This window comes from Cellulomonas sp. T2.31MG-18, assembly GCF_964266755.1.
GTDB lineage: Bacteria > Actinomycetota > Actinomycetes > Actinomycetales > Cellulomonadaceae > Cellulomonas.
In genome coordinates this window covers 325,331-340,729 of sequence record NZ_CAXWGW010000003.1, presented here as the reverse complement: position 1 = coordinate 340,729, position 15,399 = coordinate 325,331, and the positions used below count along the sequence as shown (strand labels likewise).

Below are 15,399 nucleotides of genomic sequence, written 5' to 3'. Positions count from 1 at the left end.
CGGTGCCTCCTCGGCGCTCATCAGCGGCCCAGCTGCGAGAGCTTGTCCTTGAACAGGGTGGTGGCGATCGCCGCCTTGTGGGGCTGCCCGCGCAGGAACGCGGTGGCGAACTTGCGCGCCTGCTCGTAGCTGACCTTGCCGGGCATCGGCGGCTCGTTCGGGTCCACGACGACGTCCACGAGGGACGGCCCGTCGAACGACAGCGCCTCGTCCAGCGCCCCGCGCAGGGCGCCGGGGTCCTGCACCCGGACGCCGAACCCGCCGCACGAGCGCGCCCAGCCGGCGAAGTCCCCGGGCGGGCTGCCGAACCGCACCCCGTGCTCCGGGTAGCCGAGCACCATCTGCTCCCAGAGGATCTGGCCGAGGGAGTTGTTGTTGTTGATCACCACGGTGATCGGCAGCTGGTGCTGGGCCGCGGTGAGGAACTCGGCCATGAGCATCGCGAAGCCGCCGTCGCCGACGTAGGCGATCACCTGCCGGTCCGGGTAGGCGACCTGCAGCGCGTTGGCGTAGGGCAGGCCCGGCGCCATCGTGGCGAGGTTGCCGGAGAGGAAGAACTCCCGCCCGGCGCGGATGGTCCAGTGGCGAGCGGCCCAGGTCGCGATGGTGCCCGAGTCGCACGTGAGCACGGCGTCGTCGGACGCGAGCTCGTCGATCAGGCCGACGACGTACTGGGGGGCGATCGGGCTGCGCCCGGCGTCCTCGAGGGCCGTCATGTCGTCGCGCCAGGACGCCATCGCCGTCTGGTAGCTCTCGAGGTGGTCCGTGGCGGGCCCGCCGTCCAGCAGCGGGAGCAGCGCCGCGAGGGACTCCTTGGCGTCGCCCACGATCGGGACCTCGGTGGGCAGGCGCACGCCGGCACGGGTCGGGTCGGCCTCGATCTGCACCACCCGAGCGGCGCCCGGCGAGGGCAGGTGCTTGGTGTACGGGAAGTTGGTGCCGACCATCAGGAGCGTGTCGCAGCTCTCCATCAGCTCCTCGCCGGGGCGGGTGCCGAGCAACCCGATGCCGCCGACCGCGTACGGGGAGTCGTCCGGGATGACCGCCTTCCCGGGCAGCGTCTTGACCACCGGCGCGCCCAGGGCGGCGGCGACCGCCAGCACCTCCTCGCGCGCGCCGCGGGCCCCGGCGCCGACGAGCATCGCCGGCTTCTGCGCGCCGTTGAGCACGGCTGCCGCCGCTCGCAGGTCCTCCTCGCGCGGCCGGCCCGGGGGAGCGAGGTAGATCGGCGACGTGGCCGGCGGGCGGGCCGGTGCGACGTGGGCGTACGGGTCCTCGTCCGCGTCGGCGATCTGCAGGTCGTTGGGCACCGTCAGGTGGGCGACGCCGCGGCGGGCCAGGGCCGTGCGGATGGCGATGTCGACGACACCCGGCAGCTGCGTGGGGTTGGTGACCATCAGGTTGTACTCGGTGACGTCCTCGAACACCTTGTCGAGGTCGACCTCCTGCTGGTACCCGGTGCCCAGCACGCTGGTCTCCTGCATGCCGGTGATCGCGAGCACGGGCGCGTGGTCGAGCTTCGCGTCGTACAGCCCGTTGAGCAGGTGGATCCCACCCGGACCCGACGTGGCGAGGCAGACGCCGATCCGACCGGTCGCCTTGCCGTGCGCCGCAGCCATGAACGCCGCCGCCTCCTCGTGATGGACGAGGACGAACCGGATCTTGTCCTGCTGCCGTCGCAGGCCCTCCATGATCCCGTTGATGCCGTCCCCGGGGAGGCCGAACACGGTGTCGACCCCCCAGGCCGCCAGTCGTTCGATGAGGACCTCGGACGCGATCTTCGCCACGCTGGTGCACCGCCTCTCGGCCCCCACGGGCCGTCGCCGTCCGTTCGACGCTAAGTCGGCCTTCCCCGGGCTGCCACCTGGCGACCACGCGGCCGTCCCGATGTGGCGTCGCTCACGGGGCCGGTTCACGATTTGACCAGGTAGGTAAGCCTGACCTAACTTCGCACCGTCGTCGGATGGAGATGAGGGACTCGTGGGGATCGGTCGCACGCTGCTGCTGGGCTTCGTCGCCGGCGTCACGATCCTGCTCGGGCTGCCGGTCGGGCGGCTGCGCCGGCCCGCGCCGACGTTGCGCGCCGTGCTGAACGCCACCGCCGTCGGCGTGCTCCTGTTCCTGGTGTGGGACGTGCTGAGCCACGCGTGGGAGCCGATGGACTCGGCCCTCGGCGCGGTGCACGACGGGACCGGTGGGATCGGCCCGGTGCTCGGCCTCGGCGGCCTCTTCGTCGTCGGCCTCGCGGTCGGTCTCGGCTCGCTCGTGGTCTATGAGCGCTGGATGGCGCGCAACGCCGCGGTCCGGCCGGCCGGTGGGGGCACCGGTCCCGCCGCCGACGTCAGCGGCGACCCGGGTCGTCCGCCCGTCGCCGCCCCGACTGGCCGCGTCGCCTCGGCGCCGGCGGAAGGGCTCGGCACCGCGACCCTCGCACCGAGCCGGGCGACGACGGCCGCCCCGATGGCTGCCACGCCCGCGGCCGTGGGCGAGCACCTCTCGTCGTGGTCTCCCGCGAGGCGGCTCGCGCTGCTGATCGCCATCGGCATCGGCCTGCACAACTTCGCCGAGGGCCTGGCGATCGGGCAGTCCGCCGGGCGCGGCGAGGTGGGCCTCGCCACGCTCCTGGTGATCGGGTTCGCGCTGCACAACGGGACGGAGGGGTTCGGCATCACGGCACCGCTCGCCGGTGACGTGGACGCCGACGGCAACCGGCGCCGGCCGTCGTGGGCGTTCCTGCTGACCCTCGGGCTGATCGGCGGCGGTCCCACGTTCGTCGGCACCGCGCTCGGCCACGGGTTCACCAGCGAACCGGTCAGCGTGCTGTTCCTCACGCTGGCCGCCGGCTCGATCCTCTACGTCGTCACCCAGCTGCTCGGCGTGGCCGCCAAGGCGAAGCGTGCGGACCTGCTGGCGATCGGCCTGCTGATCGGCCTGGTGGCGGGCTTCGCCACGGACGCGATCGTCACCGCCGCGGGCGCCTGACCAGGCCCCTGAGCAGGCCAAAGCCCTCGCCGCGGCCGTCGCGTCCTGCGCGATACTGGTCGCCGTCACGGGTATCCGTGTTCGAGAAATGCGCTGAGGGCATCCGATGGCACGCCGCGTCACCATCGCCGACGTCGCCGAACGGCTCGGCCTCTCCAAGGCGTCGGTCTCCTACGCCCTGAACGACCAGCCGGGCGTCAGCCCCGAGACGCGCCGCCAGGTGCGAGAGATGGCCGCGCAGCTCGGCTGGTACCCCAGCTCGTCGGCACGGGCACTGTCCCGGGCGAAGACGGGCGCAATCGGGCTGGTGCTCTCCCGCGACCCCGACGTGATCGGCACCGAGCCGTACTACATGCGCGCGATGGCCGGCATCGAGTCGGTCCTGGTCGCGGCCGACATGGGCCTGATGCTGCGGATCGTCGGCACCGATCCCGGCCGTGACCTCGCCATCTACGAGCGGTGGGCGGGGGAGCGGCGCGTGGACGGCGTCATCCTGTTCGACCAGCGGGAGGACGATCCTCGCCTGCCTCTGGTCACCCGGCTGGGCCTGCCCGCCGTGCTCAACGGCGGCCCCGCCACGGGCAGCGCCGTCCCGTCGGTCACGTCGGACGCCCGGGCGGACGCCGCCCAGGTGGTCGCTCACCTGCGAGGGTTGGGGCACCGGCAGGTGCTGCACGTCACCGGCCCGACGCGGTTCATGCACGAGCGCCGCCGCGCGGCAGCCCTGCGCGAGAGCGCCACTGAGCAGGGCATGGAGGTCGAGTCGATCGAGTCCGACTACACCTTCGAGGCGGCCGCGCTGACGGTGGCCCGCCGGCTGGGCGGCGGACCCGCTCCGACGGCGATGGTGTTCGGCAACGACCTGATGGCGCTGGGCGGTCTGGACGCGGCCGTCGACGCCGGCCTGGCCGTGCCGGCCGACCTGTCGGTGGTCAGCTGGGACGACTCGATGCTGTGCCGGGTGGCGAACCCCCCGGTGACGGCCCTCGACCGGGACGCGTTCGAGTTCGGCCGCCTGGCGGCGACGATGCTGCTGCAGGTGATGGCCGGTGCCGCGCCGGAGGACGTCGTCACCCCGCCGAGCCGGCTGGTCATCCGCGCGAGCACCTCGACGGCGCGCGCAGCGACCCTCTAGCGGACCGTTGCACCCGCACGGTCCCGGGCGCATACTGCCGGGACCGCACTGAACCGGTTAGGTAACGAGTTCTGCACGCAGAGACAAAGGAGTCGTCTGGTGAGGGTACGTACCGCATTCGCTCTGGTGGCAGTTCCCGCCCTGCTGCTCGCGACGTCGGCATGCTCCGGGAAGTCCGGCTCCGCGTCCGCCAGCGGGACCGCGGGGGGCAGCGACGTGACGCTGACCTACTGGGCCAGCAACCAGGGCACCAGCCTCGACAACGACAAGGAGGTGCTGACGCCGGTCCTCGACGCGTTCACCCAGCAGACCGGCATCAAGGTCAAGCTCGAGGTGATCGGCTGGCACGACCTGCAGACGCGCATCCAGACCGCCGTCACCTCCGGGCAGGGCCCGGACGTGGTGAACATCGGCAACACCTGGGCGGTGTCGTTGCAGGCGACCAAGGCGTTCCTGCCGTTGGACGCCTCGGCGATGAAGACGATCGGCGGCGCCGACAAGTTCGTGAAGACGGCGCTGGACACCGGTGGCGCGGCAGGCACCGACCCCACCTCCGTGCCGCTCTACGGCCTGGCCTACGGCATGTACTACAACAAGGCGATGTTCGCGGCCGCCGGCCTGCAGCCCCCGACCACATGGGAGGACATGGTCGCGGACGCCAAGAAGCTGACCGACCCGTCGAAGGGTCAGTACGGCATGGCGCTGGCCGCCGGCAGCTACACGGAGAACAACCACTTCGCCTTCATCGACGCCGCGCAGAACGGCGCCGACCTGTTCGACTCGAGCGGCAAGCCGACGTTCACGTCCGACGGCGTGGTCAACGGGATCGTCCGGTACCTGAACCTGATGCAGACCGACAAGGTGGTCAACCCGTCCAATGCCCAGTACGACAACGGCACCAAGGCTGTGGCCGACTTCGCCACCGGGAAGGTGGCGATGATCCTCAACCAGAACAACGCCGACGCGACCATCAAGAAGAACGGGATGACGAGCGACAAGTACGGCGTCGTCGCGTTCCCGGCACCCAAGGACGCGAAGTCGCAGGTCGCCAGCCACGTCGCGGGGATCAACATCTCGATCTTCAAGAACACCAAGCACAAGGACCAGGCGCTGCAGCTCGTCAAGTACCTGACCAGCGCCGACGTGCAGGGCCAGCTGGACAAGCCGTTCTCCGCCCTGCCGGTGCTCAAGGACGCCAAGGCGGTGTTCACGGACAACGCCCAGGAGGCGGCGACCTTCACCGACATCTACAACAAGCGCGCCAAGCCGCTGCCGCTGGTCCCCGCCGAGGACCAGTACGAGAGCACCGTCGGCAAGGCGATGAACGCGATGTTCGCCTCGATCGCGACCGGCGGGACGGTGTCCGCCGCGGACGTGAAGGCCGCGCTGCAGACGGCGCAGGACCAGGTGGCCGCGTCGGTCGGGTAGTGCGGTCCACGGGTGGTGCGGGCGAGCACCGCACCACCCGTGGACCCGGCTCGGGGCTGGCGTTCGTCCGGCGGCTCCCGGCCACCCAGCTCCCGGCCACCTCGAGAGGACTTCCCCTGTGACGACGACCCTGCAGCGTCCGCGGAAGGCGCCGCCGGCATCCCCGGGCCCGCACGACCGACGTCGGCGTGCGGGGTGGTGGCTGCCCTACGCGCTCCTCGCCCCGGCCGTGGTGATGGAGCTGCTGATCCACCTGGTCCCGATGCTCACCGGCATCTGGATGAGCTTCACGCAGCTGACCAAGTTCTTCATCAGCAGCTGGACCCAGGCGCCCTTCGTCGGCCTGAAGAACTACCGCGTGGCGCTCGACGTGCACGGTGCCGTCGGCTCCTCCCTGCTGCGGTCCTTCGGCATCACGTGCGCGTACACGGTGCTGGTGGTCGGCATCTCCTGGGTGCTGGGGATGGCCGCCGCGGTGGTGCTGCAGCGACCGTTCCGGGGCCGGTCCGGTCTCCGCACGCTGTTCCTGGTGCCGTACGCGGTGCCGATGTACGCCGGCGTGATCACCTGGAACTTCATGCTCCAGCGGGACACCGGCGTGATCAACCACCTGCTGGTGGACGACCTCGGCATCGGCACCGGCACCGGCAAACCGTTCTGGCTGATCGGCTCGCGCGCGTTCGCCTCGATCGTCATCGTCGCGATCTGGCGCCTGTGGCCCTTCGCCTTCCTCATGCTGATGGCCGGGTTGCAGTCCATCCCGAGCGACGTCTACGAGGCGTCCGCGATGGACGGCGCGCACGCCTTCCGGCAATGGCGCTCCATCACGCTGCCGATGCTGCGGCCGGTGAACGTGGTGCTGGTGCTCGTGATGTCGCTGTGGGTGTTCAACGACTTCAACACCCCGTACGTGCTGTTCGGCACGGCGCAGCCCGCGGCAGGGGACCTGATCTCGTTCCACATCTACAACGCCTCGTTCCTCACCTGGAACTTCGGTGCGGGATCGGCGATGTCGGTGCTGCTGCTGCTGTTCCTGCTGCTGGTCACCGGGGTGTACCTCGCCGTCGTCAACAGGAGGTCGCAGCGTGCATGACACCCGCGCGTTCAAGGTGTTCCGCGCCGTCGTCGTCACCGTGCTGGCGCTGTTCACGCTCCTGCCGCTGTACGTGATGACCACGTCGGCGATGAAGCCGCTGCGCGACGTGCAGGGCCCGTTCACCTGGTGGCCGAGCACTGTGACGCTCGAGCCGTTCGTGGACATGTGGACGACCGTCCCGCTGGCCCGCTACTTCGTGAACTCCGCCGTGGTGGCGACGAGCGCGACGCTGGCCAGCCTGGTGGTGGCGATCTTCGCCGCGTTCGCGGTGTCGCGGTACCGCTTCCCGGGCCGTGCCGCGTTCACCACCACGGTGCTCTCGACGCAGATGTTCCCCGGCGTGCTGTTCCTGCTGCCGCTGTTCATCATCTTCGTCAACCTCGACCAGTCGACGGGCATCCAGCTGGTCGGCACCCGGGCCGGGCTGGTCATCACGTACCTGACGTTCTCGCTGCCGTTCTCGATCTGGATGCTGGCGGGCTACTTCGACGGGATACCGCGGGAGCTGGACGAGGCGGCGCGGGTCGACGGCTGCTCGCCGATGGGTGCGCTGGTCCGCGTGGTGCTGCCCGCCGCGCGGCCGGGGGTGATCGCGGTGGCGATCTACGGGTTCATGACCGCCTGGGGCGAGGTGCTGTTCGCGTCGGTGATGACGACCGACGTGAACCGCACGCTGGCCGTGGGCCTGCGCGAGTACTCGACGCAGACCAACGTCTACTGGAACGAGATCATGGCCGCGTCCCTGGTGGTCAGCGTGCCGGTGGTGGTCGGCTTCCTCCTGCTGCAGCGGTACTTCGTCGCCGGCCTGACCGCCGGTGCGGTGAAGTAGCGCAGGACGGGAGGACGAGGACACCATGCGGCGCACCCTGCACGAGGGCTGGACGCTCCGGCCGGCCGGCGGCGACGCTCCGGCACACGTCGCGGAGGCCGGGGCGGTCCCGGCGACGGTCCCGGGGACGGTCCACACGGACCTGCTGGCAGCCGGCCTGATCCCGGACCCGTACCTGGACGCCAACGAGCGGTTGCTGGCGTGGATCGGCAACGCCGACTGGCGGTACGAGACCAGGTTCACGTGGGTGCCGGGCGACGAGGACCGGGTGGACCTCCTCTTCGAGGGTCTCGAGACGGTGGCGCGCGTCGAGCTGAACGGCAGGACCCTCGGCGCGACGGCGAACATGCACCGCACCTACCGGTTCGACGTCGCCGACGCGCTGCGCGCCGGGGACAACGTGCTGACCGTCACCTTCTCCTCGGCGGTGCGCCACGCCGACGCCGCCAGCCTGGAGCTCGGCGCGCGCCCGCACACGAACGACCACCCGTACAACGCCATCCGGACCATGGCGTGCAGCTTCGGCTGGGACTGGGGACCCGAGCTGGTCACGGCCGGCATCTGGCGACCGGTCGGGCTGCACGCGTGGCGGGTTGCGCGGCTGAGCAGTGTCCGCCCGGTCGTCGACGTCGACGGCACCACCGGCACGGTACGGCTGCACGTCGACGTGGAGCGGGCGGGGCAGCCCGGAGCGTTGACCGTCACGGCCGAGGTCGCCGGACGGGCGGCGGTGCTGCACCTCGACCCGGCGGAGACCTCGGGCGTGGTCGAGCTGCGGGTCGAGGACGTCGCCCGCTGGTGGCCCCGGGGCCACGGCGACCAGCCGCTCTACGACCTCGCCGTCACGCTCCGCGGGGACGAGACGGACGGCGAGCCGCTCGATGCGTGGAAGCGCCGGATCGGCTTCCGCACGGTCCGCGTGGACACGGAGCCGGACGCCGCGGGGACGCCGTTCCGCTTCGTGGTGAACGACCGGCCCGTCCTGGTCAAGGGCGCGAACTGGATCCCGGACGACGCGTTCCCGCACCGCGTCGGCGCGGACCGCTACGCGCAACGGCTGGCCCAGGCCGAGGAGGCCGGCTTCAACCTGGTCCGCGTGTGGGGCGGCGGCGTGTTCGAGCAGGACGCGTTCTACGACGAGTGCGACCGGCGCGGCCTCATGGTCTGGCAGGACTTCCTGTTCGCGTGCGCCGCCTACAGCGAGGAGGAGCCGCTGCGCTCGGAGGTCGCGGCGGAGGTGGAGGACAACGTCCGGCGCCTGATGCCGCATCCGAGCCTCGTGCTGTGGAACGGCGGCAACGAGAACCTGTGGGGCTTCGCCGACTGGGGCTGGCAGCCACGGCTCGACGGCAGGAGCTGGGGCCTGGGCTACTACACGGACCTGCTGCCCGGCATCGTCGCGGCGCTGGACCCGGGTCGGCCGTACTCGGCGGGCTCGCCGTGGTCGGTGCACCCCGACCTGCACCCGAACGACCCCCGGCACGGGACCACGCACATCTGGGACGTGTGGAACGAGGTCGACTACACCACCTACCTCGCCTACCGGCCCCGCTTCGTCGCCGAGTTCGGGTGGCAGGGGCCCCCGACGTGGTCGACGCTGCGGCGGGCCGTCTCCGACGAGCCCCTCACTCCCGAGTCGCCCGGCATGCTCGCGCACCAGAAGGCCGCCAAGGGCAACGACAAGCTCACCGCAGGCCTGGTGCCGCACCTTCGCGTGCCCGACGACATGGACGACTGGCACTGGGCGATGAGCCTGAACCAGGCGCGCGCCGTCCAGCTCGGCGTCGAGCACTTCCGTGCGCTGGCCCCGCACTGCTCGGGCAGCATCGTGTGGCAGCTGAACGACTGCTGGCCCGTGACGTCGTGGGCGGCGGTCGACGGCGACGGACGGCGCAAGCCAGTCTTCTACGCCCTGGTGCACGCGAACGCGGACCGCCTGGTGACGGTCCAACCTGAGGGCGACGGCCTGGTGGCGGCCCTGGTCAACGACGCCGACGAGGCGTGGGCCGGTGCGCTGTCCGCACGGCGGCAGACCTTGGCGGGTCAGGTGCTCGAGAGCGAGGAGGTGACGGTTCTCGTCCAACCACGGTCGGTGGCGACGGTGCCGCTGCCGCCCGCAGTGGTCATCCCGGACGAGCCGTCGCAGGAGGTGCTCGTCGTCGAGGTCGGCGCCCGGCGGGCGCTGTGGTTCTACGTCGAGGACCGCGACTCCGTGCTCACGCTGCCGGCCTTCGACGCGTCGGTGACGGCGACGGGCACGGGCCACCGGGTCGAGGTGACCGCGACCTCGACGGTGCGGGACCTCGCGCTGCTGGTCGACAAGGTCGACCCGGGCGCGACGGTCGACGACATGCTGGTGACGCTGCTGCCGGGGGAGACCGTCTCGTGGCACGTCACCGGGACCGGGGACGACGCGGCTGCGCGGCTGCTCGATCCCTCAGTGCTCCGGTGCGCCAACCAGCTGGTGGTCGGGGCGCGCTGACCGGGTCGGCACCCGACCGGCATGCCACGATTCCGGGGTGACCAACGCGGAGATGCCCGTCGGCGCGGCCGAGCCGGGAAGTGGCACGCCGGCGGCCCCGACGGGCCCGACGGACGCTCCCGAACCTCACCGGTCGCACCGCGGGGGTGCGACCGCGCTGGCGCTGGGTGCACTCGGGGTGGTGTTCGGCGACATCGGCACCAGCCCCTTGTACGCGCTGCAGACCGTGTTCAGCATCGACCACAACGACGTGCAGCCCACGCCCGGTGACGTGCTGGGCGTGGTGTCGATGGTGTTCTGGTCCATCGCCGTGATCGTCTCGGTCAAGTACGTCGCGCTGATCATGCGGGCGGACAACGAGGGGGAGGGCGGCATCCTCGCCCTCGTCGCGCTGCTGCGGGACCGGCTGGGCGACCCGCGGCGGCTCGCCGCGGCGACGCTGCTGGGCATCCTCGGAGCGGCGCTGTTCTACGGCGACAGCGTGATCACCCCGGCGATCTCGGTGATGTCCGCGGTCGAGGGCGTGGTGGTCTCGGATCCCGCGCTGGTGCGGCTGGTGCTGCCGGTCTCGGTGGTGATCCTCACCGTCCTGTTCACCGTGCAGCGGTGGGGGACCGGGGCGGTGAGCCGGGCGTTCGCGCCCGTGATGGTCCTCTGGTTCGGGGTGCTGGCCCTTCTCGGGGTGCCGCAGATCGTGCAGAACCCGACCGTGCTGCGGGCCCTGTCACCGACCTACGCGCTCACGTTCGCCGTCCACCGACCCTTCGTCGCGTTCATCGCGCTGGGCGCGGTGGTGCTGACCATCACGGGCGCCGAGGCGCTGTACGCGGACATGGGCCACTTCGGGCCGCACGCGATCCGGCGGGCCTGGTACCTGGTGGTGTTCCCGGCGCTGGTGCTCAACTACTTCGGTCAGGGCGCGATGATCCTGCGCGACCCGAGCACCACCGCGAACCCGTTCTTCCGGCTCGCCCCGACGTGGGCCACCCTCCCGCTGGTCGTCCTGGCGACCCTGGCCACCGTCATCGCGTCCCAGGCGGTCATCTCGGGCGCCTACTCGGTGTCCCGGCAGGCGGTTCGCCTCGGTCTGTTCCCCCGGTTGGCAGTGCGGCACACCTCCAAGGAGGAGGGCGGCCAGATCTACGTGCCGGCGATCAACTGGATCCTCTTCTTCGGCGTCCTGGTGCTGATCGCGGTGTTCCGGAGCTCGGGCCGGCTGGCCACCGCGTACGGCCTGGCGGTCACCGGCACCCTGTTCCTCACCTCGCTTCTGTACCTCCTGCTCGCCAAGCGGGTGTGGCACTGGGCGCTGTGGAAGGTGGTCGCCTACAGCGTCGTCGTCGGCGGTCTCGAGGTGCTGTTCTTCGGCGCGAACCTGCTGAAGATCGTCAGCGGCGGCTGGCTGCCCCTCCTGATCGCCGCGATCGTCGTGACGCTGATGACCACCTGGCGCAAGGGCGCGGCCACGCTGACGGCACAGCGGACGCGCCTCGAGGGACCGCTCGACGAGTTCATCGCCATGGTGCGCGAGAAGGACGTCCAGCGCGTGCCCGGGTTCGCCGTGTTCCCGCACCCGAACAAGACGACCACCCCGCTGGCCCTGCGCTCGCACGTCACGTTCAACCGGGTGCTGCACCGGCACGTCGCGATCGTGCAGATCGTCAACGAGAACGTGCCGCACATCCGCCACGTCGACCGGGTGGAGATCGACGGCCTCGGCTACGGGGACGACGGGATCGTGCACGTGACCATCCACGTCGGGTTCAACGACAGCCAGGACATCCCCCGCGGGCTGGCGCTGGCGATCGGGAAGTCACCCGAGCTGGACGTCGACATCGCCGACGCCCACTACTTCCTCTCGGTGCTCACCGTGCACGCCACCGGGGCGCCGCGCATGACGGGGTGGCGCGAGCGGCTGTTCGTCTGGATGGCGCACAACGCCGCCAACCGCACGGAGGTGTTCCACCTGCCGCCCGAGCGCACCGTCGTGATGGGCGCGAACCTCGAGCTGTAGCCGGCGAGGTCAGCGGTCGAGGATCACCTGCAGCAGCCGGGCCGCCGCCGCACCGGGGGCTCCCGGACCCTGCCACACCGCGCGGATCCGTCGGCGCAACGGGCCGCCGTCGGACCGTCGAGGCTGCTCACCGGTGGCCAGCGGGACCGGCACCAGCCGCCCCTGGGCCAGCTCGGCCTGCACGGCCAGGCCGGAGATCACGGTCGGAGCGACACCGGACAGGGCCGCTGCGACCAGGGCCGTCGTCGAGGCGACCTCGACCGCGGCGGTCGGCGTCACGCCGTCCCGCGCGAGCCAGCGCTCCAGGACGTCCCGGGTGCCCGACCCCGGCTCCCGCAGGGCGAGCGGCACGCCCGCCAGGTCCCGTGGCCGCAGGGGAGCACTCCGACCGGCCCACGGGTGCGCCGCGCGCACCAGCAGCATCAGCTCGTCCGTGCAGATCGTCGTGCTGCGCAGACCACGAGGGGCGGACGCACCCTCGACGAAGCCCAGCGCGACGGCGCCCGACCGCACCTGCTCCGCCACGTCGGCCGAGTTGGCCATCCGCACCGCGATGCTGATCTCGGGCGCCTCGCGGGACATCCGCACCAGCCACTGCGGCACCAGGTGCTCCGCCACCGTCAGGCTCGCACACACGGTCAGGTGAGAGTCCTGCTCGCGGCGCAACGCCCGGGCCGCATCCGTCAGGTCGGTCGTCGCGGTCAGCACGCGGCGCGCCAGCTCGACGACCAGCAGGCCCTCGTCGGTCAGCCCGGAGCCGGAGCGCCCGCGGCGGACGAGCGCCAGGCCCAGTCGTCGCTCGAGGGCACGGACACCCTCGCTGGCCGAGGGCTGGCTGATGCCGCTCGCTCGGGCCGCGGCGCCGATGCCACCCGTGTCCGCGACGGCGACCAGGAGGGCGAGGCCGCGCAGGTCGGGGAGCGCGGACGGGAGGAAGGTCATAGCCACAGCCTATGACGGCATCGCGAACAGCCTGCTAGCGGCTCCCGGCGCGCGGCCCGACCCTGATGGGGTGACGACATCTGAGACGGACGCGCCCGCGCTGCCCACCCCTCCCATCGGCTCGATCCGCGGCGGCGGGCCGGGCCTCGTCGTCGCGGTGCTGCTCGGGGCGGCGGCGACATGGGTCGGCACCCTCGTGCCGGTCGTCGGCGGACCGGTCGTGGGCATCGTCCTCGGCGTGCTGTGCCGGGAGCTGCTGGTGCGGCGCGCACCGTGGTCGGTCGACCTGGAGACCGGGGCGCGGATCGCCTCGAAGCAGGTGCTGCAGGCCGCCGTGGTGCTGCTGGGCCTCGGGCTGTCGCTGACCCAGGTGCTGGCGACGGGCCGGTCGGCGCTCCCCGTGATGCTCGGCACGCTGGCGGTCGGGCTGGCCGGGGCGGCGGTGCTCGGCCGGCGCCTCGGGCTCGACCGGGAGACGCGCACGCTCGTCGGGGTCGGAACCGCCATCTGCGGTGCCTCCGCGATCGCCGCGACCAGCGCGGTCATCGGTGCGTCCGAGGTGGCCGTCGCGACCTCGGTCACCACGATCTTCCTGTTCAACGCCGTGGCGGCGGTGCTCTTCCCCGTGGTCGGCCACCTGCTGGGGCTGTCGCAGGCGGCGTTCGGCCTGTGGGCAGGCACGGCGGTCAACGACGCCTCCTCCGTGGTCGCCGCCGGGACGGTGTTCGGCGCGAGCGCGCTGGCGACCGCGGTGGTGGTCAAGCTGACCCGGACGCTGATGATCGTCCCGATCACCCTCACGTTGGCCGTGGGGGCCCACCGACGGGCCCGTGCCGCTGCCGGGGCGGCGGGGCAGCGTGGGCCGACGGTCCGCTGGACCCGGCTGGTGCCGCCCTTCCTCGTCCTGTTCCTCCTCGCCGCCGCCGTGAACTCGGCGCACGCCGTGCCGACCACCTGGCAGCCCGGTCTGGCGTGGACCGCACGGCTGCTGACGGCCGTCGCGCTCGCCGGCGTCGGACTGCTGACGCCGGTCGAGGGGCTGCGCCGCGCCGGCTGGAGGCCGCTCGCGCTGGGCGGCGGGCTGTGGCTGGCGGTCGCGAGCAGCAGCCTCGCGCTGCAGGGGCTGACCGGGCGCCTGTGAGGGTCCGGGTCCGCTCAGCCCTCCGCAGGGGGCGGCGCGAGCCCCGGACCCGACGCGTCGGCGACGTCGGCGACGTCGGGGTGCTGCCCGAGGGACCGCGCCGCCATGGCGGCACCCGCGGAGGCGGCTCCGATGGTGACCAGCGCCCCGAGCACCAGGGCCGCGGGGACCCCCGGTCCGAGCAGACCCGACTGGGTGCCCAGCGTCGCGGCGGCGACGGGGACACCCAGCTGCGCGGCCGCCAGGGCACCGAGGGACACGGGCTGCCCGACGGCTCGGGTCACGACGTGGGCCAGCACCGCCCCGAGACCGAGGGCGATGCCGAGCCCGACGAGCGCGGGCCGTCGGCCCAGCGCGTGCAGGTCGAGCGACGCACCCAGCCAGACGAAGAAGACGGGGCCGAGGAAACCCTCGGTGACCGCGAACAGCTGCCGCGCCAGCCGACGCGGCTCCCCGATGGCGGCGACCACCAGTCCGAAGGTGAACCCGGCGAGCATGACCGAGACGTGGCCGAGCTGGGCCACCGCGGCGAGCGCGAACAGGATCGTCAGGTTGCTCCGCAGCTCGAGGGCGAGCTTGCGACGTTCCGACACCCGGTGCAGGTGGTGCCGCCAGCCGCGCCGCTCGGCGGCCCGCAGCACCACGTACAGCACCACCGCCGACGCGACGACCGCGCCGGCGCCCAGCGCCGCGCGTGGTGCACCGGCCGGGTCGACGGCCAGGGGGACCGCGACGATGCAGGCGGCGTCGGCCACGGCGACCTGCGGCAGCAGCCGCAGCACGGGCGGCCCGTCGAGCCGCAGGTTCTGCACGGTCGGCAGGATCACCGCCGCCGACGACGACGCCATCAGGACCGCGTACAGCGCCGCGTGCCCGGTGCCGGTGAGCGCTGCGACGCCGAGCGCCAGCGGGACCGCGGCGACGACCACCACCCCGAAGCGCAGGAGTCCCACCGGCAGCGCGTCGCGCAGCCGCCGGTCGGCGACCGGGACGTGCGATCCGGCCACGAACATCACCAGCGCGAACCCGACGTTGGCGAGGAACGCGAAGGTCGGCTGGGACGCGTGCAGCGCACCGACTCCCATCGGTCCGAGCAGGATGCCGGCGAGCAGCTCGCCCACCACGACGGGCACGCCCCAGCGGCGCGGTGCGGCGAGAGCCGGACCGAGCAGGCCGGCGAGGCAGATCAGCGCCAGGGCGGCGAAGCTCATGCGGCGCCCTCCAGCCCGTTCGCCGAGATCCGCGGCACCGCCCCAGTCTGGCGGGCCCACCCCCAGCGTGGCGTGGGTGCGGCTGCGTGTCGTGGTCGCGGCTGAGTGGAAGCGGGCCGCACGCGGGAGTGCGGAGGCA

General features: G+C 72.4%; 11 protein-coding genes. 8 read left to right on the top strand and 3 right to left on the bottom strand.

The genetic code is table 11. The features are described 5' to 3' along the window. Window positions 1-20: 20 nt before the first annotated feature. The gene (locus ACFQTY_RS13705) at window positions 21-1,787 is read right to left on the bottom strand and encodes a thiamine pyrophosphate-dependent enzyme (RefSeq protein ID WP_378101350.1); all 1,767 of its coding nucleotides are present in this window, start codon (window positions 1,785-1,787) and stop codon (window positions 21-23) included. A gap of 193 nt (window positions 1,788-1,980) precedes the next feature. On the opposite strand from ACFQTY_RS13705, the gene ACFQTY_RS13700 reads away from it, so the two are divergent. From ACFQTY_RS13700 to ACFQTY_RS13670, 7 genes are all read left to right on the top strand, one after another. Beyond that, window positions 1,981-2,982 (top strand): hypothetical protein, encoded by a 1,002-nt coding sequence (locus tag ACFQTY_RS13700; protein WP_378101347.1) that lies wholly within the window; start codon window positions 1,981-1,983, stop codon window positions 2,980-2,982. Between the two features lie 106 nt (window positions 2,983-3,088). Further along, window positions 3,089-4,117: a LacI family DNA-binding transcriptional regulator gene (locus ACFQTY_RS13695; RefSeq protein WP_378101345.1), complete on the top strand. Its 1,029-nt coding sequence runs from the start codon at window positions 3,089-3,091 to the stop codon at window positions 4,115-4,117. A 99-nt stretch (window positions 4,118-4,216) separates the two neighbouring features. Further along, complete coding sequence (locus tag ACFQTY_RS13690; protein ID WP_378101342.1) at window positions 4,217-5,545, top strand: ABC transporter substrate-binding protein; 1,329 nt, start codon at window positions 4,217-4,219, stop codon at window positions 5,543-5,545. A 118-nt stretch (window positions 5,546-5,663) separates the two neighbouring features. After that, window positions 5,664-6,638, top strand: a complete 975-nt coding sequence (locus ACFQTY_RS13685; protein WP_378101339.1) for a carbohydrate ABC transporter permease — start codon at window positions 5,664-5,666, stop codon at window positions 6,636-6,638. Continuing rightward, window positions 6,631-7,470: a carbohydrate ABC transporter permease gene (locus ACFQTY_RS13680; protein ID WP_378101336.1), complete on the top strand. Its 840-nt coding sequence runs from the start codon at window positions 6,631-6,633 to the stop codon at window positions 7,468-7,470. The genes ACFQTY_RS13685 and ACFQTY_RS13680 overlap by 8 nt, the downstream gene beginning before the upstream one ends. A gap of 25 nt (window positions 7,471-7,495) precedes the next feature. Continuing rightward, window positions 7,496-9,952 (top strand): glycoside hydrolase family 2 protein, encoded by a 2,457-nt coding sequence (locus tag ACFQTY_RS13675; RefSeq protein ID WP_378101333.1) that lies wholly within the window; start codon window positions 7,496-7,498, stop codon window positions 9,950-9,952. Between the two features lie 37 nt (window positions 9,953-9,989). Beyond that, window positions 9,990-11,966, top strand: coding sequence for a potassium transporter Kup (locus ACFQTY_RS13670; RefSeq protein WP_378101330.1), 1,977 nt, complete (start codon window positions 9,990-9,992; stop codon window positions 11,964-11,966). A 9-nt stretch (window positions 11,967-11,975) separates the two neighbouring features. On the opposite strand, the gene ACFQTY_RS13665 is transcribed toward ACFQTY_RS13670, so the two are convergent. Next, complete coding sequence (locus tag ACFQTY_RS13665; protein ID WP_378101328.1) at window positions 11,976-12,908, bottom strand: LysR family transcriptional regulator; 933 nt, start codon at window positions 12,906-12,908, stop codon at window positions 11,976-11,978. A 70-nt stretch (window positions 12,909-12,978) separates the two neighbouring features. On the opposite strand from ACFQTY_RS13665, the gene ACFQTY_RS13660 reads away from it, so the two are divergent. Continuing rightward, window positions 12,979-14,049: a YeiH family protein gene (locus ACFQTY_RS13660; protein ID WP_378101325.1), complete on the top strand. Its 1,071-nt coding sequence runs from the start codon at window positions 12,979-12,981 to the stop codon at window positions 14,047-14,049. Between the two features lie 14 nt (window positions 14,050-14,063). Here the strand turns inward: ACFQTY_RS13660 and ACFQTY_RS13655 are convergent, their stop codons facing one another. Continuing rightward, window positions 14,064-15,260, bottom strand: coding sequence for a cation:proton antiporter (locus tag ACFQTY_RS13655; protein WP_378101322.1), 1,197 nt, complete (start codon window positions 15,258-15,260; stop codon window positions 14,064-14,066). Between the last annotated feature and the right edge of the window lie 139 nt (window positions 15,261-15,399).

What these genes read in the sequence shown, in the direction of transcription:
- ACFQTY_RS13655 (WP_378101322.1), bottom strand. Translation starts at nt 15,260, where the DNA reads ATGAGCTTCGCCGCCCTGGCGCTGATCTGCCTCGCCGGCCTGCTCGGT.
- ACFQTY_RS13675 (WP_378101333.1), top strand. Translation starts at nt 7,496, where the DNA reads ATGCGGCGCACCCTGCACGAGGGCTGGACGCTCCGGCCGGCCGGCGGC.
- ACFQTY_RS13665 (WP_378101328.1), bottom strand. Translation starts at nt 12,908, where the DNA reads ATGACCTTCCTCCCGTCCGCGCTCCCCGACCTGCGCGGCCTCGCCCTC.
- ACFQTY_RS13695 (WP_378101345.1), top strand. Translation starts at nt 3,089, where the DNA reads ATGGCACGCCGCGTCACCATCGCCGACGTCGCCGAACGGCTCGGCCTC.